The sequence below is a fragment of the Pseudomonas sp. GW823-FHT06B06 genome, from assembly GCF_058795195.1.
This window is the reverse complement of record NZ_JBXAHO010000004.1, coordinates 277,993-296,825: the sequence shown is the minus strand read 5'-3', so window position 1 is coordinate 296,825 and position 18,833 is coordinate 277,993. Positions and strand designations below refer to the sequence as shown.

Here is an 18,833-nt window from a genome sequence, read left to right as displayed (position 1 = left end):
GCCGAGGGAGTTCAGGCGCTTGGCAGCAACATCAATTTAACGGGGAGTTGGTGTCCAGTTTGGTAGGGGCAAGTCCATAATTGATATTGGTCATATACACATAATTCTTATGCTCCTTATACGTTAACTGATAGGAATGGCTTATCTCTGCAGGTGCATACGACTGGTTCGAAGCGCTGGCATTGGCATTCGTCTATTGCTGCTGACGGGCGTGCGCACAGGAGAGCTACGGGCGGCGACGCCAGACTAATTCGACTTCGACAAGGGGGTCTGGCTGGTGCCGCCGGAGGGTGTGAAGCAACTCCGGAGTCGTGTGCGAACACAGGGGAATGAGATCCCACCTTATGTGATTCCGCTTTCTGCTCAAGCGATTGCAATTGTGCAGCGGCTGATGCGGTTAAGGGGGCGCGGTGCAGTATCTGCTGGTTCACCGATTCAAACCGCAGGAAATGATCAGTGAAAATACCCTTAACACCGCCATTAGCCGGATGGGTTACAAAGGGAGGCTCACCGGTCATGGCATCAGGGCCACCATCTCAACGGCGCTCAACGAGGTTGGTTTTGTCGAAGAATGGATTGAGGCGCAGCTTTCGCACGCTGATGCGAACAACCATGCGGAATACGTCGAGCCGAGACGTAGGATGATGCAATATTGGGCGGATTTGTTAGATGCACTAGAGGTCGGCGTCCCATGGCCTGTGCCCAAGGCTTACATGCCGCAGGTTGGGTTGCCCTAACTGGACGCCTCCTCCAGCACCAAACATCTCGACTGGTGAACTCATTCAGTCTATGGGGCTTTGCGTGCATTGTGTCCTTCGGAGCAGGTGATGGCTTGTCAGGTAGACGTTCCGGCAGGGTAAATTCACGCTCCGATGGAGCGCTACGGTAGCCTAATTGGCTCTGGCGCTGACCCGCTAGTGATGGCCATCGAAAGCACTAATGGATCTGTATCAGGGGGGATGGCAGGTAGCTACCGTCTCTATCACGACCATCACGTTTCCAAGAAGCGTTTGAGCAAAATCAGGCTTACCAGTATGAATATTAGCCAGCATACGCGGGTTAGCCCGTTAAGCTTGGAGTTGGCGGACTTAGACGAAGTTGAAAGCTTTATTCGTGAGTCTTCAATTTTTTCTTGAATCTCTTCTACGCCCACGACGATGTCATCGTACTTTTTGGTGGAGCGCTCGAACTCCTCTGCAAGCAGGTTGATGTGGCTGATTACGTTGTTGTTTAACGAAGTGATCATCCAGGTTGAAATGATCAGCCCCACGAGTATGACGAGATAATCCCATGCGGTCGTAGCAGGTTTTAAAATAGCACCAGCTGCCACTATGCCACCTGGCACAGCAAACGCCTTCGTCTGCTGGGCCATGATGGCTTCTTGGACCTTACCTAAAAAACTAACGCAATCACTTTCAATCTCAGTGAGAATTTTGTTGACTGAGAATTTGCTTACATAAACCTTATAGCGCTCATTGTATTTCTTGTAGAAGGTCGAGATGGACACCATTATCATGCGGATGTTGTAGTCTTTCTCATCCTTCAAGAATTCCGTCAGCGTTTCTCGCATAACGTGACGTCTTTCTTCGCAGTGAACGTCCTCGTCTGCCATCACAGCTGCATGCATCGTTTGAGCGTGCTTCATGCCTTTTTCGTCGACTTTGATGGCCATTAGCTCATCGCATGCCATCAGGTACGAGACTTCCAGCTTTGTAAGAAGTGACTCTTTAGAGCTGAAGAAAATATACTTGAGGATCTGGCTGTCGTCGCCTTCGCTATGGCAAAGCGTTTTGAGTGTTTCTCTAACTAAAAAGTACAGGTCTAACAGTCGGGAAACCGACGCATGCTGATCCTCGTTCATGCCGATGATTTGCACGTGTCCAGGCTTTGCGCTGCGCGTTCGTAGCGCATGCCACATTGCCTCGGCGTTGGCAAAGAAGGGCACGTAGCCCTCGTCCCATGCTGAGGGCTTCAGCAGGAAAAGCTCATGCCCAATCAGATCCAGATTGTCAGGACTGTGGCAGCCATAAGTTTTGAGGAACTCATGGGCGTCCTTTATATCCAGCGACTCCGTATCGAATATGAGCTGATCATCATCCAACGAGATACGATCAAGCATCTTGGGATCCTGACGATGGATCCTCAGCATTTATGCCCTTAAGCCTGTTTGATACGTCGCTTGGGAGCTTCACCTTTAGGTACACGAAGTCCTTGTCGACGCTAAGGTCGGCAGTGCTGTCACCAACGGCCACGGCGTCTAGTTTCAAGCGCCCCGCGAACTCTCCGGACGGCAGCTTAACATCTACATATCCCATGCTTTTAGCAGCGACACCAGAGGGCTGGAATTCTTCGCTCACCTTAAAGCGCTCAGAGTTTTCTGAGATAAATTTCATGAGGCCGCCAAGGTGAGGCGAGCCTGGTTGCAGGCATTTGTTGATAACGTGCTGGATTTCGGAAAGGTGTACACGTTCGCCTGCTTTGCTTTCGATATAGTTAACGACGCGATTGTGAATTGTGCGCCGTTCCGAGGAGGGCAGATCACCTGCTTCGTCAGTAAGGTATGCACCCAGAGCGTTTTTTAGGTTGTCAACGCAGACTTTTCCTGGCATTGAATCAGAGCAACCCAGTGCAACGTTGAAGAATTCGCTTTTAGAATTTCCTTTAATAAAATAGAGGTAGGAATCACCTGTATTTTCGGGGAAGCCTTTTCTGAATTCCGTCAGGTCCATGCAAGAGGCTTGGCGGAAATCTTGAAGGTTCAGACTTTCCGTACCTTTCGGATTAAGGTTGGTGTCATCGTCAAAATCATATCCGCCTTTTTTGCCAAGCATGACAATCAAGAGGTGATCGACCTGTCGGTAGTCTTGATAGTGTGAAAATACAACGTAACCCTCATTGAGAGAGCGACGTGCCGGGTCGTTTGCCTCGTGGCACAGCCGTTCCATAACGCCAGTGACAAGCGCGTGGAAATCGAGGTTGCTAGAATATTTTGAGAAATTATCGGCAGCAGCGAGCATGTTCGGGTCCACGTATCCGTAGATCCTTCCGCTTCTGGAAAACTTCTTGCCAATGAGATTGACGAAGTCAACACATACTGGGGACGCTAGGTCCCAGTCGCTGCCTTTATTACTATCGTAGAACGATAGGCCGCCGAGTTTTTTCTTGAAAAACTTCGCGGCACATGCGTTCAACACAACAAGCGATTTCACCTCAGAGCTTTTAATCTCTGCATCTGTATTAGCATCAGGTGAACTGTGTGTCTGATCGTCCATGCCATGCTCGTCCGTAGTGACTATGAGTGCCGAGCGCTTCTGACGTCAGCTGAGAGTCATTGATGGTAGCACAGTGATGGTACAGGGGCCTGGCATCAACGTAGGTCAGTTGGATTGGAGTGATTTGCTGGGCGCATCCGTTATCGCTCACTGAGAGAGGGCGACCATTAGCTAATTTGCCAAGGATGTGCGGGGGACAGCCATCGGGCTATCGGGTGGTTAAACGTTGTGATTAGGGTTGCTCGCGAATCTGCATCCAGTCGAAAAAGTCTTCGGAGGCGAAGCCGACGCTACAGTTCGCATCGAACCGTTCGTTGATTCTGACAAGAGACATCCGCTGAGCTTCGTCTGGTGTGGTCGGAAAAAAAGCCCCGCCAGGTTCGCTGTGCATGAAAAAATCGCCGAGCTTTGCCCCGCAGTGTTCGCAGTGATTCATCAGGTAACGGCTGCCAACCGTTTTGCTGTAGGCGTGCTTGAACTTGTTGGTAAAGCGATGGATCTGCTTCGTGACCTGCGGGGAGAGGCAGTCCACGTTGGAGACCGTTCCACGATACCCATGTCGCTTCCACTCACCGAGGTTGCTCGTGAGCGCGAAACCTTCGTCTTCATCTTCCGCGTACACGAATTCTTCGTGCTCTTCTGGCAGCTTGAACGAAAATACGCGGGTCCAATTGGAGCAGCTCCAGCAGTCGGAGATTGACTCCATGACGTAGTAGTAAGGCGCTCTGACGCAAAATTCCGGTCCGTGCTCCAAGTCTGAATGCTCTGTCACCGGCAGCCATCGGGCCAAGGGGCCTATTGCGACGCCCTCGGGGATATACCAGGTCTTCAGGCTTGGGTCCCATCGAGCGCCCAGTGATTTCGCTTCATCTTTCTGTGAAAACGGAACCTTCAGATCAATCCTTGACATTTGTGCATCCGAACGTATTGCTCAATTACTAACCGCCAGAGCCCATGCTAGAGGCTTCTGGACTAATCCATGGCCCAGTATCCCAGAAAAACGTGGCGTATCAGTAGTGTCCTGCTCGGTCTAAAAGACGGGCTGAAGAGGGCTGATGCAGTAATGGCCTGTGGTCTGCCCTTGGTCAGGGCCGGCCCCGCAGGTGCTTGATGTTATGGCTTCACCCAGGTCGGCATGTAGCCCGCTACGCGGAAAGTCGCCAGAGAATGGCAGGCGGTTCGCTCTCCATTCCAGATGCCTGATTCGATTGCTGACGCCGAATAGTTATAGGAATGGGTTCTGCCCCAATGGTGGAATCGGAGTCGGAACGTTGTGCAGGTCTCTGATAAGGGCATCAAGATGCGTGAGGTAGTTAGGGCCAGGAGCCAGATCAAATCGCAACCGGCCACTTAGCTCGGGGGGGACCTGCGTTTGGGTCCCTGATTGACGCACTATCGGGATGAATTTGTTGGAGCCCACATTTCTCATCAACTCCCCAGTGACCATGGAGTGCTCATATCCCACTCCACCTTGTCTCGCGACTGCGCGTTGGTAGTACCCGTCTGTACAGATGACCAACACACGATCCGCTTCTCGAAGAGATCGGTCCATGAACGCTGCAAGGTCCTCTCCGCCTCGAACGTGCCATTGATCGAGAATGGCATCTATCCCATTGGAGCGCAGTGTTGCGGCCAGGTGAGCAACCCACTGGCGGTGCTCTGGCGAATCCCACGAGTATGAGACGAAAACCTTCGGCGGCCTAGATTGCGGCAGCAGTTGTGCGGTTCCCGATAGGTTGTGCGCTGCGAGGACGTTGGGTAGATCTACATCTTTGAGGGCCCAATGGGTGCGGCTATGCTCAAAATTACGCGTGTTAATATCAAGGTCTGCGTAGATCGTCCTAAACACCGTCTGTGGAATCGGTGGAATGTGCGGATCAATTGCCAGGGTGATTCGAAGCGCATTCTGCAATTGCTGAATTTCTGTAACGCGGCCAACCCGTGCTGGCTGGTTGCGAAACTCTTCGTAAGCAAATAGGGTGGGTATTTGCCTGAGGTGTTGGAGGGCATCCGGGCTCAGGTTTTGATACCTTTCCCTGATCGCGGCCACGGTGTGTTCGAGAAATCGATCTCTACTCATGGTCCATGTGGGATTGTTCCAGTCATCTTCGCCAGCAGTCATCAACAGGTTGTACATGCAGGACATCCTTGGCCCACTGGGCATATAAGAACGGAAGGCAATAATTAAATCAGCCGATGCTAAGTCACTTTGGCATCGTGGAGTAATTTTCTCCAGCGCTAAGCGAGGCTCTTGTAGGCCTGCTTGGATATAGCTGAGCATCCCATCACGTTACGAGCGGCACCTGCTACCTACTCAAAGCATGTAAGGCAGCGTTTCAGAATGAATTGATCATGAATCTCATGATGACCATTTTTTCCGCAGTAATGGCTATGCAGCGTCGGCTGGATGAGCCAAGCTCAGGTGTCGAACAGGCATAGGGATTTGCGGAAATGCGCGTCATCAATTTGAAGATTGAAAATTTTCGGGGTGTAAAGTCAGCTGACCTTACGTTTGACGGACACACTCTGTTGGTAGGGGGCAATAACGTCGGGAAGAGCACGATTTGCGAGGCTTTGGACCTTGTGCTCAGTCCGGACAGGCTTTCCCGCTTTCCCCCGGTTCAAGAGTTCGATTTTTACAACGCCTCGTACCTGGATGCTGACGGGGCCACTCCCGTAAAGATCAGGATCGAAGTCATGCTGGTGGATCTCAGTGGCGAGGTTGAGCGCACCTGCGCCGCCCACACGGAGCTGTGGCATGTCAAAGAGGAACGTCTGTTGGAGGCAGGTGAGGTAGATGCCGCCGTCCCTCCCGATGTTATTCGATGCCTGCGCATTGAGACCCAAGCCTTCTACAACCCGGAGGAGGATGAGTTCGAGGCGGACACGTTCTTCTCATACAGCCCCAGCCTCGAAGACGGCGAGCTTCAGCGTGTAAAGAAAACAGTGAAGCGGCTGTTTGGGTTTCTCTACCTTCGGACTTTGCGCACAGGCTCACGGGCTCTCAGCCTTGAGCGAGGTTCTTTGCTCGACCTGATCCTCCGGTTGCAAGGTGTTCGTACTGGCCTATGGGAAAAGTCTATCAAGCGGCTTCGGGAGCTAGATCCTCCGATTGATTCGGATGCTGCCGACCTTCGGCCAGTACTGGATTCGATTGAAGAGAGGCTTGCTCAGTACATATCCGTAGGTGGCGCTGGAAAGGCGACCCAGTTGTTCGTTTCGCAGCTCACGCGAGAGCACCTGCGCAAGACGATGTCATTCTTCATTTCAATCACCGCTGACCAAAAGCCAGTCCCATTCCAGCATGTCGGGACAGGTACGCTAAACACCCTTGTGCTAGCACTCCTGTCTTTCATCGCCGAGGTGAAAAAGGACAACGTGATTTTCGCGATGGAGGAGCCTGAGATTGCCCTGCCACCGCATACGCAGCGGCGAATTTCGAAGTACCTTCTAGAAGAGACGACTCAGTGCTTTGTCACCTCGCATTCCCCGTATGTGATCGAGCGATTCGACCCCTCACAGATCATCATCCTACGGCGTAATGGCGAGGCGACAGTGGAGTCGACGACCGTCGCTTCTGGCACCACACTGAAAGGCAAGATGTACAAGCGCCATGCCCGCCGTGGCCTGGCGGAAGCGATGCTGGGCCCTGGGGTGATTGTCGCGGAGGGGATCACCGAGCACGGTGCGTTGACTGCAGTCGCTGAGAAGATGGAGCAGGCCAACCCAGATCTGTTTGCCCTGGATTTGGCAGGTATCACGATTTTCCCCGTCGAGGGCGACGGTTCGTTGCCTAATTTCGGTGCATTCTTCAAGGCGCTTGGCCTACGAACGTATGCGTTCTATGACTACAAGTCACGCAAGGCGGAGGAAAATCAAAAATTTGCGGAAGCCTTCGACTTCCCGAACGAGATTCCTTTCCCGAACATCGAGCAGCTCCTGGTAACCCAGACGCCGGTCGAGCACCAATGGACGTTCCTTTGCGCGCTTCGTGAATCTGGTGACCAGGGGAACATTGGCATCCCCGCCGAGCGCCCTGATGACAAGGGCGTAACGGATAACATGCTCAAGGCGCTCAAGAGCAACAAGGGCAATGGGTATGCAGCCCGGTTGCTGGACCTTTGCGCGCTGCATGAGCTACCTCCGGGCATCACAGACTTCCTGACGCGTGTTTATAACGACTTTCCAAAACCTGGTCCTGCCGCTCGCCCCGGTGATAGACCGGCTGAGGAAGAGGATGAAGAGGATCTGGTAGGAGCCCTATGATCATCTGCGAGCGGCGTCAGACGATTCTGGACGAGGATGCCCACCTCCTGATTGTTGGAGGGCCTGGCAGCGGGAAGACCACTATCGCCCTTCAGAAAGCCACGAAGATTATTGCTGCTGGGTTGCAGCCGGGGCAGTCAATACTCTTCCTCAGTTTTTCTCGCGCAGCCGTGGCTAGGGTTGCAGAGGCGTCGAGTCTGCTGGTCGATAAGACGGTACGTTCGCAGCTCAGTCTCCAGACCTTCCATTCCTTCTGCTGGTCACTGCTCAAAAGCCATGGCTACCTGCTTGGTTCACCGAAGGGAAAGCTCAAGATCCTGCTACCTCAAGATGAAAGGGCCTTGTCCGGTGGATTAAAAGCGCCGAAGAAAGGAGAGCAGGGGACGGCCGAGTGGCTCGCGTGGCAAGCCGAGCGGGAGCGATTGTTCGCGGAAGAGGGACAAATCTGTTTTGACTGGTTTGCTCCTAAGTCCAGTGAGCTGCTCGAAAGGTGTCAGTTGCTCCGGGAACTGGTGGCAGACACTCACCCTGTGATCATTGTTGATGAAGCTCAAGACACTGGGAATGCGGCTTGGGGCTGCATCGAGAAGCTGGCCGACCTCTGCCAAATCATTTGCCTGGCTGATCTTGATCAGCAGATTTTTGACCACTTGGAGGGTGTAGGTCCGGAGCGAATCGAGCATATCAAAGACGCCTTAACTCCTGTTTTGGTGGATCTCGGCTCCGACAACAACCGCAGCCCTGGCACTGAAATCGCTGTTTTCGGCAATGACGTCCTGGCGAATACGCCGAGAAGAGCCCCGTATGCCGGTGTTGGTCGCATTCTGTATGACCCCAGAAACGATCCTGCCCAGTGGATGCGTGTGGCGCTCGGTCGATTTTTCAGTGGTGCTAAAGCTGACGGTCTGGAATTGGAAAACTTGGTCATCCTCGCAACAACCGGCAGTGGCGTCGCCAAAATTTCAGCTGCCTTGAACGGAGGGGCGAAGCCCATTCCTCACAAAGTGTTGTTCGACGAGGCCGCAGTTCTGCTGTCGGCCAGATTGGCAGCATTCCTGCTGGAGCCCAAGCTTCCTGAACGGCGTGCAGCTGATATCGCAGCCTGTCTTAAATTGCTCGCCTCGATCAGGCGCGCAGATGGCAGTGCGACGGCGATCAAGGAGGCAGCAACCTACTTGAAGTGGAGCGCCAGCATAGCAGAGGGTAAGCCCCCGAAGACCAATCTCGCGAGGAGTGCTGAAGCACTCATCAATGGCGCTGCTGATTTGGTGCTTACCGGTGACCCTGGCAGGGATTGGATTCAGATCAAAACGCTGCTCTACCGGACCGACGTTACCGAGTTCAAGCAGGTCGCGGGGGCCCTCGACTATTTGATCGCGTTCAATCGTGGCAAGCGAATCAGCGCGAGCTTGTCGGAGATGTGGATGACGACTGGTGCCTACACCAGCGCGCGTCAGGGGCTGGATAACGCACTGGTGCAGGATCAACTGCTCGCTGATGGGAACGATACCGGGGGTATACACGTCATGACTATCCACAAGTCCAAGGGCAAGCAGTTCGATGCGGTAATCTTGGTTCGGGAAGGCATCAGGCAAGGAGCAAAAGAGTTTCGCTCTTCCTTGGTGTGGCGGGGTGATGCAGCACCCTACGACCGCAGCCGGAAAATTCTTCGCGTTGGAGTGACCCGTGCGCGACGTTACGTTCTGATGCTCGAACCGACATTTCCCGCATGTCCTATTATGTCGGATTTCCGATTGTGACAAGGCATGGTCAGCTTCCACGGTAACTGGCAGGACTCTGCATCGGGTAGCCCGATGAGAAGCTCGCTGCGCGAGAATTCCCCAGTTGGGTTGTGTTTGCTGGGTGCTGCTGCGGCAAAATACGGAGGGGGCATGATAGGGGGCGGCTGCTGCGTGCTGGCCGGTGGTTGCCAGAGATGCCGTTCAGTCCTTCTCTTTCAACTCCAGCATTGCCGCCATCATTCTCCTAAATGCCTGACTGCCTTTTTCTCCACTTGTGCCTGGCTCTTTTGTTGGCACTGATACAATTTTGAGCCAGGCGGCTGATTTTGAATGAACCGCATGTAGCCTCTGAATTCTTGAGCAAGACCATTGTTTGCGGAAAATTTGGATGGGGTAATCGACTCCAACAGCCTGGGTCAAAATCTCATCAGCGCCAACAGACTGCTCAACATCGAAGCTTCTTCCGCCTACTCTACCCCTGTGCAATCGCTTGCTTGATGGCAGCGTCGGAAGGTGCAGTTAACCATCATCAATCGCGAGAAAAGGGTTGTCTGGCGGTATCGATTCAAAAAGTAATTTCGGTTCCTGCATCAGATACCCCTTCAGAGTGGTTTTCTTCCTAGGGCCTTGCACCTGGCATACCCAGATATTCAGACCGTCGCCGCGCTTCCTATGTATCTTCAGTTTTTCGAACTGCTTTTGCACCCAACGCCATTCTTCAATCTCTTGAGTGGCACCTTGTGAGATACCAGGAAACTCCTGAGCGTAGCGTTGGAAGAGGCCAGGCGTGACCAGAAATACGCTGCCACCCACCGTGTGGATTTTGGCCTTGCTGTCATTGATGATCAGCTTATGGCTTTGAATGTTCTCCTTAACCCAATTCAGGAATGCCTGACCAGGGTCATCCGACGAGGGATTTGAGATTTCGAGAGTGCTTGCTGACGATGTGTCGCTGACCCCAGGCTCTTGCTGCTCGAACATATCCAACAGCGAGCCGAGATAGTCAGCATCTTCCATCACCATGGGACCTGTCAGCGAAGAGCTTTGATGCGATTCTGTACTGACAGTTTTAGGCGCTAGTGGTGATGCCGACGCATCAGTCGAGAGGTCATCGACTGCAACACTCACCGTTCCGCTGAAAGCCTCAGGCCGGTCTTCATTCCCCCAAATCAACGCCGGCTGAAGGCGCAGAAAGGTAAAGCTCTGCTGCCAGTCTCCCTGCGTCACTTGCGCAGTCCAGATGGCTTTGCCTTCCGGGGTCGACTCGACCAGCCCATGCGACTGCAGTTCGTCGAACACGGCAATGTTGGACGAAGGAATGCCCTCAATCGCTTGCGACAGCAGATAGGCTCGCAGTTTGTCGGTGACCGTCTTGCTGACCAGCCACAGTGCGTCGTGAGTCAACCAACCCGCGGCACCCGGCTGGTTGAGTTTCAGCTCGTGTTGAACCAGATGACGCAGTCCGCTGATCAAGTGATGTTGCAGCGAATGCATCGGCGCCTGCAGTGCCTTGTTCGGGTTGCCGCCAATGTTCTGCGCGGTGGAGACTCGGTCGGCCTGAATCACCAACTCACCGAGCACGCCAGCACGTTCGTACTGACCGGCCAGGACATACAGCAGGCTGGCCCAGAGTTGAGGGAATCCACTGAGCCAGTCCAGGATAGGACGGTCGAGAATCTGGGTGTAGAGCAAACCGGTTGCGGCGCCATGCAGGTGGTAGTCGCGGCCTTTGAGGTAACGAAAGCGGTAGGGCTGATCCAGGGGACCCTGCCAAGGATGCCAAACACGACCATCCTGGCGTTCGACCAACAGGTCCACGGCGATCTTGCCGATGTCATGCAGCAGGGCGCCGTAGGCGATGCCGGCGGACCAGGCGTCGGTCTGCGCGGCCTGGTCTTCGGGCGCGGCGCCAGTGGGCAGCAGATAGGATTGGCGCAATTTCAAACTGCAAGCGATCAGTTCCAGTCCATGGTCGAGCATGCCGCCGAGATACGCATGGTGGTGCGTCTCGCTGGCCGGAAGTTGCTGGACCTGTTCGGCGTAGCGATGGATCGGATTTAAGTAGAGTTGGGTAAATTGGGCGTGGGAGAGAGCGGTGTACTGCCAGATGCGATCGAGCAACTGGCGTCGGTGCTCGGCCGCTAACAGGGTGTGCGCTGACTCAATGGGCAGGTAACCTTCGGCGGCGCTCACGGTCGGTGACGGAGGGGGATTTTGCCTTTTGCGGCGAAACAGGCTGAGGAGCATTGTGATCTCCAGGCGGTGGCTGGACCAGTGGCCTTTTAGCCTTTTCGGGTAGCGCTCTTACCCTTGAGTTCCCATTCCCTTCCAACCCTTGCCCATCCTTTTTGGCTGGTGTCCTTTTGCGGGGCAATCCGAATACTGATATTGCTAGGCATCGTTTTGCTGGGGGCTGGTACGGAAAAGACAAGAGTCGGTACACTGCGGTGCATATTTTTTGGGTCTTGCCATGAACCTCACTGATGCAACGATCGTGCTGCTGCTCGCGGCACGTATACATGGGACCGACGAAGCCGTCAGGGCCTCGGCGAAGAGCGTGGTCAAGAAGTTGCCGCGCAGTAAACGTGATTTGATCTACAAGGTGATCGACAGCCAAAGCCCGCTGGAATTGGTTGGGTTTCTGGCGGATCACCTGGATGACTGATGCAGATTTATCTTCACGGATGGTCACGCTCCCAAAATGGCCCTCAGTCGGTAGAGTCAATCGGTGGCGGAAGTCCGTCGCGACAGATTGAAAGTTGTCCACGAAAAACGTGTGTAGATCTGTGGATAAATCTCTACGTGCCGCGCAGTAGGCTGGTTGCAACGGATTGATTACTAACTGAACAGCACTGTTCGTCGTAGCCGGATGGCGTTTGATCTGCACATCGAAGAGCGCTTCCTTGGGCTTGTGATCATCTGTGGCTACGTGCCGCCCCGGGGGGGCTATCTGGAGGCAAAAAAGCCCAACTTGCGTTGGGCCCTATGAAGCATCTGTTGCAGCGAGTTTAAGAATAACTAGCGATTAAGCGTCGCCGTTGATGCATGGCGGGGCTTCCAGAACTACTTGCTTAAGTTGCTGCTCCAGGTTGAGTATGTACTCCGCTGCAACTCGGGCTTGGCCACTGGCGCGGAAGATCGCGCGTTTGTCTGTGAGCAGACTGAGCCAGGACTCAATGTAACCCTCATGACGCAGCTCACCCTGAATGCCACAATGAGCGCACAAGAATGCGGCGCCCATTTCAGCTACCAGTTCTTCGAAGGCATAGCCAGGCGTACCGAATGGGCTAGGGGAAACCACCCCTTCGCGCTGCAGGCGCGAGGCATGTCCGCTCCAGTGCGATAGTTCATGCAGGGCAGTGGCGAAGTAGCCACTTTCGTTGTGGAATTGTGCTTTTGTCGGTAGTTGGATGAAGTCCCTGATCGGGTGGTAAAACGCTTCGTCGGCAGGCCGATGAACGATCTTTGCGCCAGAACTTAACAACAGATTTTCCGCAGCGCTGTTGGCTTGGAAGGGATCGCTCGGTTCCGTTTCGAGCAGTATTTCATTGAGAGCTTCGAGCCCCTCCGTTTGCTCGATATTAAACAGGAAATGCGTCCTGAGAATACCAAAGTGAGTGACCTTGGGCTGACCATTCTCATCGAAAATGGGTTGGCCTGACTCGGTCTGTTCCTCGCGTTCCATCGGCTTGTAGAGCACCGCCAGAGTGCTGTGCTCACCCTTACGGATGTGTCCGCCGGCTTTTTTGGCCTGGTTGAAGGTCAGCCAACGATCTTGAGTGAACCCCTGCAACCTGGCCTCGGCCCAGAGCAACGGTAAATTGATCCCCGAATAGGGACGACGCGTGATGGCATTGATGGGGAAGGGTTGATGATGACCGACGTCAGTTGAGCCACTAGAGGACCATGGTTTGATCCAGGGGACAACGCCTTGGTCTAAAGCAGTAACGATCTTGTCCGTCACGTCTTGGTAGATATCGCGCATGGCATGTTCCTCGAGATAAAACGGAGGAACGCCGTGCCCGTCGGGGGAGGGTTCCCCGATTGGGTGATGTGCTGGATTGATGCAGGTCTTGCCTGCCGTCCTAAGGTGAATGTGGGGCCGAGTCCGGGCGTAAGTGATTAGCGCCGATGCTCTGCTGCAAGCGCTATCAGCAAGGCGCCGGGCTCGTTCGGCTCTTTGAGTAGTCTGAGACTCAGTTGCAGTAACGGGTCATGGTGTAGATGCCCCGTTGGTGCAATGTGGACTACCTCGAACAGCACATGGGGTTCGTGTGGATGGGCCAGGTGGGCTTCGAAGGCCGCGCGTAGTACGTTGCTCAGCCGATCGACCTGTAGCCTCACAGGATGATCTGAGCACTCGAGCAGTACCGCGTTTTGCCAGGCGTCAGGGGTGAACACAATGGGCAACTGAATGGTATTCAGGGCTTTGGGTGTGAGTGAGTCGGACATGGTGTAGCTCCGTTGAAAGTGCGAAGAAACCTGTCCCGTGCGGGAAAGAAATTTCCCCGCAGTGGGTTGAAGAAAAACAGGAAGGTTTGCCAGGCGAGCAGTGCTCGGAGGGCTTTTAGGAGAGCAGTGGGCATTCATCACCGCCGAAGCGGTCATCGTGCGAGCTACCGAACGCTAATCGCACTTGGGGAGAGCCATCACCGAAATGACGTAGCCTTGAAGGTTCTGGCTACCTGGGGAAGTGCTGTCGATAACAGCGATCCGTACCTTGTATTTAGCTGGACGATTTATCTGGGTCAATCACTGTAGAGACGCTGTTTCACGGGGTTTGTCTTCTGGCTTCCAATGAAGATTTTTCGGCCGAAAAAACTGATAAGCGGTCAGGCACGGGCCGTTTTCAGTAGTAGGCTATTACTCTTGTCTCATTCATGAAAACGCTCAAAAGAGGGCGAGACCATGCCGACTCAGCAACCTGTTCAGAGTTCCCGCGCCCACCGCTGGGCTTATACCTGTGGCATGTCGATAAAGCGTGGGTATCGCAAGTTGAAAGCGTTTGAATCCCGCGTGGTTGAACGTGCGGAGACGGCAGGTATGCCCGCAGGTAAATTACTTGTTCGCGGGAGTTTTCTAGTCATCAAGTTGGCAGTTGCTGCCGGACTCATTCTAGTTAGCTTATGGTTCACAGTGTCGGTGATGATCCTTATTGTCTTGTGTTGGGCCATCGCCGATGGAACTCCTATCAAACCTAAGGATGCTCTCCGGTACAAGGCATATGGCGACCCATATGGTGAGTATGAGTATGGCCGCGCACCCGGTCAGCCTGATTTAAAAGACCTGTAGTCGAGTTCTTCACCCCTTCCTCAAGGCCTTTCCAGCAGACATCAGAGCTCCAGCGCCCCTTGCACCAGCGTCCTGCGCTTGAGCTGCTCCTTTGCTAAGCATGCCGTCGGCAATTGAGCCAACGCTATATCCTGCCCAGCTCATCGCAGCCAAAAACAACATCGGCAGCACGATGAACATCGCCCCCATCACATACTCGATCACTTGTGCCGTGACCGTTCCGTCCATAAACCCGGATGTGGGCAGCGATAACAGTACCTGATTGGACGCCGAAACCTTGTTGTACAGGGTGTCGAGCATGCTGGAGTCGACCCAGCGGGCCAACTCCCACCAAAAACTCAGCATGTGCAGCGTGAACAGCGCGAACGTCAACGTCATGACGGTCTTCAACTGGTAGGTACTGACCAATAGAATCAGCGGCAAGCTGATGATGACGCCCATGATCAGAAAAGCCTGCACCATCGGCAGGGCGGCGCGTAGCGCATTCATTGCGGGAAAATTGCTGAAGGAACCCAGTGCCAGCCCGGTGTTGGTGGCCAGGTTATTGAGCCCCTGATTGATCGAGCCGCCGCGAGCACTGGAGCCATAGTCCTGGTACACCTGTTCGGGCGACATGGTCATCGATTGCTGGTGCGGGCTGACCAGTTCGCGCAGGGTGGCATCCTCGATCTCGTTGCTCGTACGGCCAGTCAACCAACCTTTCAGTTGAGTCAACAGCGAGGGGTCGACCTGCTCGATCAAGCGCTCGCGCAGCCCGATACCGCTGTCACTCCACCATTGCTTGCAGGTGGGGTAGCCCGCGCCATTCTCCAGCCGCGGCAAGGAAACGTCGCGATTGTCGTCATACGGCCAGCTGATTCGCGGTGTACGTGAGCGATCGGTGTCGTAGTAGCCGGGCGTGTCGAGAAAATAGCTTGAGCCGATCCAGGACGCGTCGTGACTTTGTGCCTTGTCCAACTGCGGGCGGTTGGTGAACAGCCGAGAGCGGGAATAGCCATAGCAGTCGCGGGTGAAATCGGCGACTTCCTGCAGCAGTACCTGACTGTCGATGCGCGAGCTGTCGATCTCCATGCGCATCTGCCGGATATCCGGTGCGCAGGGGATGGAGGCGGTGGCCGCTGCGGTCACGCCTTTGCTCAAAGCATGCACCAGAAACCACCAGATCGGCACGTTGGCGGAGCGTTCACCAATGGTGTTGAAAGTGGTCCCCCAGGCGGTTTCCGCCGGCTTGGCCACACTGACGCCGCAGCGCTGGCTCGCCGCATCATCGAACGCCATTGACGTAAGGCTCAACGGAAAGACCGGCGCGCAGCCGAACAACACGACGATGTAGGCCAGCCACAACCGGTTCTCGATCCGCGGCACCGAGAGTAGTCCCTTGTTGCCCTCATCCGCACCTTGCTGACGGGCCGACAACCATTCCTGCAGGATGATTGCACCAAAGGGCGCGGCAAACAGTCCGGTGTCGGACAGAACGCTCCAGAGGCCGTTGTTGATGATCCAGGCCAGCAGAGAGAGGTAAAACTCCAGGTAGCTGTTGGTGCTCATGAGCATGGTGGTGACCTCACAGTCGGGTGAGTTCGACGCAGGTAAAGAGCACGAGCCCGAATGTGCCGATACGCTGCACACGCAGTCGATCCTGTGGTCGATGTCGGTAGCGCCGAAGCAGATCCCACCAGAGCGCAAAGAGGGCGGCGTAGAGCAGGGCGCGCCACCACCGCAGATAAGGTCGTGCGGATTCGAATGCCTGCTGCCAGACTTCGAAACTACCCAGCGCAGTGCGGCCGATCCAGGCGACCCCTGTGGCGGTCAGGACCATCACCGCGGCAATCCCCAGACTCGAAAGCAAAGTGAATAGCAGTGAGCGTTTCATGGCTCACTTGCGCCTGGCGTCAGCGTCATTGAGCCGACCGGGCTCGGGGTCGCCTTGCTCGACGGTACGCGAAGCATCGGCACCACCGGCATGCCGATCAAGTACCAGGCTGGCGGTGTTGGTGGCCAGCATCTGCCGTACCTGTAGTTCGGTCTGCAGCAGGCGGATTTCGCGCTCCAGAGCGTCGATGTTTTTCGTCAAGGCGGTCTGAGCCGGCTCGGCGGAAGCGATGTTGGGTTCGTGACTGCCTGCCAGCAGCGTGCGCAGTAGCAGGAGCGCCTTGTCGAGTACGCTGGACAAGGCCGTCTCGCTGGCCAGACGGCGTGCCAACAGGTCCTGATCGGGATCGTCGCGCAGGGCTTCGATCACACCACGGGTCACCGGCAACATCGGGCTCGAGGCTTTAACCAGATTGTCAGGGGTAGGCGACAGCGAGCCGGACAGCAACCCTTGCAGGGCCTTGAGGCGTTCGCTGTAGGCCTCCTGGATCAGCGGCGTCAATCCGCTGCCAGCGGTCGAACGCAGGGTTTCGCAGGTGTCGCAGGTCGAGACTTCGCTCTCGCCCAACACGCGAACGGCCCATTCGGATTCCTCCTGCGGCGAGGCCCAGATCTGACAAATAGCCCCACCCAGGCAGTCGCTGCTACTGATTGAGGTACTGTCATCCACCGTCCGGTTATGCAGCAGGTTGTAGCCTGCATGCACCACGTCGGAGGTCACCCGGATGGGCGTCTGCCCGCTGCCTCCAGCTTTCTGGCCGCCGACCCAGGACACCCCATTGTTGCCGTTATGGGTCTCAGTGTTTTTCACAGCAGCCACCGCATCACCGCCGGTTTGCTCCAGATTGCCCTGCATCTCCTGGTTCTTGGCCAGCGCGCCCCAGCCGGCTTGACCGACCTTGTCCGCCATCTTCTCGGCCATGGCCTGGCAGGTCAGCTTGGAGCGGTCGAAGTCAATACGCCCCTGCATCACCCCGTTGCTCAACAACTCATAGAGACCGGGGTTAGCGCGCTGGATGATTAATGCTGGTAGCGACATCACCGCTTGGGTCGCGTTCTGCACGATGTTGCCCATGATCTGCTGGAAGCCTTCGGTGGCGCCATTCAGCTGGTTTTGCAGGGTATTGGTGAGGCTCATGTTTCCGCACATCATGTTTGCTCGCCAGGCCCCGCCGACACCGAGACCGCTGGGTCGGTAGAGCGAGCTCGGTGAGCCCACCGCCGAGCCGCCACCGACGGTGTACATCACTCGGTCGTCGAGTACTTCGCCCTGAGTACCTAGGCGATAATCGTCCTCGGCGGCGTAGACATGGAGGACAATGGTCAGCAGTCCGCAGAGCAGCAGGCTCTCCACGGCAAGCCATAGTCGCGCGCGCAACCGGATCATGATGCACCGCCTTCGAAGTCGATACTGAACAGAAAGGTCTGCCCCTCACGTTTGCAGCAGCTATAGGGACGCCACAGCGACCAGGCGTAGCCGCCATCTGCGCTCTGTACCGGATCGCTGGGGAAGAGGGCGCACGAGGGCTGAACCTGAGGGTAGAGCAATTGCCATGTGTGGGTCGAAGCGTCGTTTTCAATGATCGGGCCAGGCGGCCAGTAGCCGTCGCGTTTGGCGGGCGTGAGTGGTAAGTACACATGCGGCTGCCAGTTGCGGGTCATCACATCGCCGGCCCGTTGCGCCATGACCGCGGCCGCTTTGAAGTCGTCGGGCTGTACCAGAAAGCCCTGCCGGGGATAAACGTTGCCCCACATGTTTCCCGAGGTCTGACGCCCGACTTCACGGATCCCCGGCATGAGCGACTCGGGGTAGAAACTTTCCGGGATGCCCTGGCGCCAGGCCAGAGAGTCCAGGGTGCTCAGATAGTAAGGCATGAATGCAGTTGCACCGCTGGCACAGGCGTAGCCGGATTGCGAAGCCAGTTGCGTGGCGATCCAGCCACCGGGGTGGCCGATGCCATCGACGTTCTTGAAGCGGGGCAGGTTGTCGCGGTGGGTGTTCGGCGTGATCAGGTTGCCGCCCCCTTCCGCACCGTCGATGGGAGAGGAAAGGGTGGCCATCTCGGTCCAGGGGTTATTGCCGGTGGTGGCGTAGCTTGAGACCACCAGCTCCGGAATGAAATGACGAACCTTGGTCGAGGTTTTGACTGTGCAGCCGAAGGGCGTGCAGAGGAGCCAGAAACAAATGCCGATGACCCTGTAGTCGAGACAGCTTGGCGAAAGCACGGAGGACGTGATGCTGGCGGTGTCCAGCGCCACGCTGGGGCCGCACGCCAGCAGGATGCTCAACGCCAAGGGCCGTAGCTTTGTGGGCGGGATTGACGAGCAGGCAACCGACATGATCCAGGCTCTCGGTGATTGGCCTGGGCAGGTTCGGTTAGGGGCTGAA

The 18,833-nt window shown here is 55.5% G+C and carries 15 protein-coding genes and 1 pseudogene; 5 read left to right on the top strand and 11 right to left on the bottom strand.

Features of this window, described 5'->3' with window-relative positions; translation table 11 throughout:
* Positions 1–181: 181 nt before the first annotated feature.
* Positions 182–737: pseudogene (locus tag AC1Q8Q_RS05820) on the top strand (tyrosine-type recombinase/integrase); the annotation flags it as partial.
* A 254-nt stretch (positions 738–991) separates the two neighbouring features.
* Here AC1Q8Q_RS05820 and AC1Q8Q_RS05815 read toward each other — a convergent pair.
* From AC1Q8Q_RS05815 to AC1Q8Q_RS05800, 4 genes are all read right to left on the bottom strand, one after another.
* Positions 992–2,119 (bottom strand): anti-phage protein, encoded by a 1,128-nt coding sequence (locus AC1Q8Q_RS05815; protein ID WP_135846708.1) that lies wholly within the window; start codon positions 2,117–2,119, stop codon positions 992–994.
* Positions 2,112–3,272, bottom strand: coding sequence for a nucleoid-associated anti-phage protein (locus AC1Q8Q_RS05810; protein ID WP_135846707.1), 1,161 nt, complete (start codon positions 3,270–3,272; stop codon positions 2,112–2,114). Before AC1Q8Q_RS05810 ends, AC1Q8Q_RS05815 begins: the two co-directional genes overlap by 8 nt.
* A gap of 232 nt (positions 3,273–3,504) precedes the next feature.
* Positions 3,505–4,182: a DUF5710 domain-containing protein gene (locus AC1Q8Q_RS05805; RefSeq protein WP_135846706.1), complete on the bottom strand. Its 678-nt coding sequence runs from the start codon at positions 4,180–4,182 to the stop codon at positions 3,505–3,507.
* A 315-nt stretch (positions 4,183–4,497) separates the two neighbouring features.
* Positions 4,498–5,409, bottom strand: coding sequence for a toll/interleukin-1 receptor domain-containing protein (locus AC1Q8Q_RS05800; protein WP_158296376.1), 912 nt, complete (start codon positions 5,407–5,409; stop codon positions 4,498–4,500).
* A gap of 314 nt (positions 5,410–5,723) precedes the next feature.
* Here AC1Q8Q_RS05800 and AC1Q8Q_RS05795 point away from each other — a divergent pair, with 314 nt between their 5' ends.
* Positions 5,724–7,538 (top strand): ATP-dependent nuclease, encoded by a 1,815-nt coding sequence (locus AC1Q8Q_RS05795; RefSeq protein WP_135846704.1) that lies wholly within the window; start codon positions 5,724–5,726, stop codon positions 7,536–7,538.
* Positions 7,535–9,298, top strand: a complete 1,764-nt coding sequence (locus AC1Q8Q_RS05790; RefSeq protein WP_135846703.1) for a UvrD-helicase domain-containing protein — start codon at positions 7,535–7,537, stop codon at positions 9,296–9,298. Before AC1Q8Q_RS05795 ends, AC1Q8Q_RS05790 begins: the two co-directional genes overlap by 4 nt.
* Positions 9,299–9,799: 501 nt before the next feature.
* Here AC1Q8Q_RS05790 and mobH read toward each other — a convergent pair.
* Positions 9,800–11,527, bottom strand: coding sequence for a MobH family relaxase (mobH, locus tag AC1Q8Q_RS05785; protein ID WP_135846702.1), 1,728 nt, complete (start codon positions 11,525–11,527; stop codon positions 9,800–9,802).
* Positions 11,528–11,750: 223 nt separating this feature from the next.
* On the opposite strand from mobH, the gene AC1Q8Q_RS05780 reads away from it, so the two are divergent.
* Positions 11,751–11,945 carry a DUF7740 domain-containing protein gene (locus tag AC1Q8Q_RS05780; RefSeq protein ID WP_135846701.1) on the top strand — a complete coding sequence of 65 codons (195 nt, stop codon included), beginning with the start codon at positions 11,751–11,753 and terminating at the stop codon, positions 11,943–11,945.
* Between the two features lie 360 nt (positions 11,946–12,305).
* On the opposite strand, the gene AC1Q8Q_RS05775 is transcribed toward AC1Q8Q_RS05780, so the two are convergent.
* Complete coding sequence (locus tag AC1Q8Q_RS05775; RefSeq protein ID WP_135846700.1) at positions 12,306–13,265, bottom strand: ArdC family protein; 960 nt, start codon at positions 13,263–13,265, stop codon at positions 12,306–12,308.
* A gap of 137 nt (positions 13,266–13,402) precedes the next feature.
* Positions 13,403–13,732 carry a hypothetical protein gene (locus AC1Q8Q_RS05770; RefSeq protein ID WP_135846699.1) on the bottom strand — a complete coding sequence of 110 codons (330 nt, stop codon included), beginning with the start codon at positions 13,730–13,732 and terminating at the stop codon, positions 13,403–13,405.
* Between the two features lie 456 nt (positions 13,733–14,188).
* Between AC1Q8Q_RS05770 and AC1Q8Q_RS05765 the strand changes: the two genes are divergently transcribed.
* Positions 14,189–14,572, top strand: coding sequence for a DUF3742 family protein (locus AC1Q8Q_RS05765; protein WP_135846698.1), 384 nt, complete (start codon positions 14,189–14,191; stop codon positions 14,570–14,572).
* Positions 14,573–14,581: 9 nt separating this feature from the next.
* Here AC1Q8Q_RS05765 and AC1Q8Q_RS05760 read toward each other — a convergent pair whose 3' ends face one another.
* Genes AC1Q8Q_RS05760 through AC1Q8Q_RS05745 form a run of 4 tightly spaced genes read right to left on the bottom strand, consistent with a single transcriptional unit; the run spans position 14,582 to position 18,784 of the window.
* Complete coding sequence (locus AC1Q8Q_RS05760; protein WP_135846697.1) at positions 14,582–16,126, bottom strand: conjugal transfer protein TraG N-terminal domain-containing protein; 1,545 nt, start codon at positions 16,124–16,126, stop codon at positions 14,582–14,584.
* A 10-nt stretch (positions 16,127–16,136) separates the two neighbouring features.
* Positions 16,137–16,445: a hypothetical protein gene (locus AC1Q8Q_RS05755; RefSeq protein ID WP_135846696.1), complete on the bottom strand. Its 309-nt coding sequence runs from the start codon at positions 16,443–16,445 to the stop codon at positions 16,137–16,139.
* A 3-nt stretch (positions 16,446–16,448) separates the two neighbouring features.
* Positions 16,449–17,831, bottom strand: a complete 1,383-nt coding sequence (locus AC1Q8Q_RS05750) for an integrating conjugative element protein (RefSeq protein WP_135846695.1) — start codon at positions 17,829–17,831, stop codon at positions 16,449–16,451.
* On the bottom strand, positions 17,828–18,784 hold the full coding sequence (locus tag AC1Q8Q_RS05745; RefSeq protein WP_135846694.1) for a TIGR03756 family integrating conjugative element protein: 957 nt from the start codon (positions 18,782–18,784) through the stop codon (positions 17,828–17,830). Before AC1Q8Q_RS05745 ends, AC1Q8Q_RS05750 begins: the two co-directional genes overlap by 4 nt.
* Between the last annotated feature and the right edge of the window lie 49 nt (positions 18,785–18,833).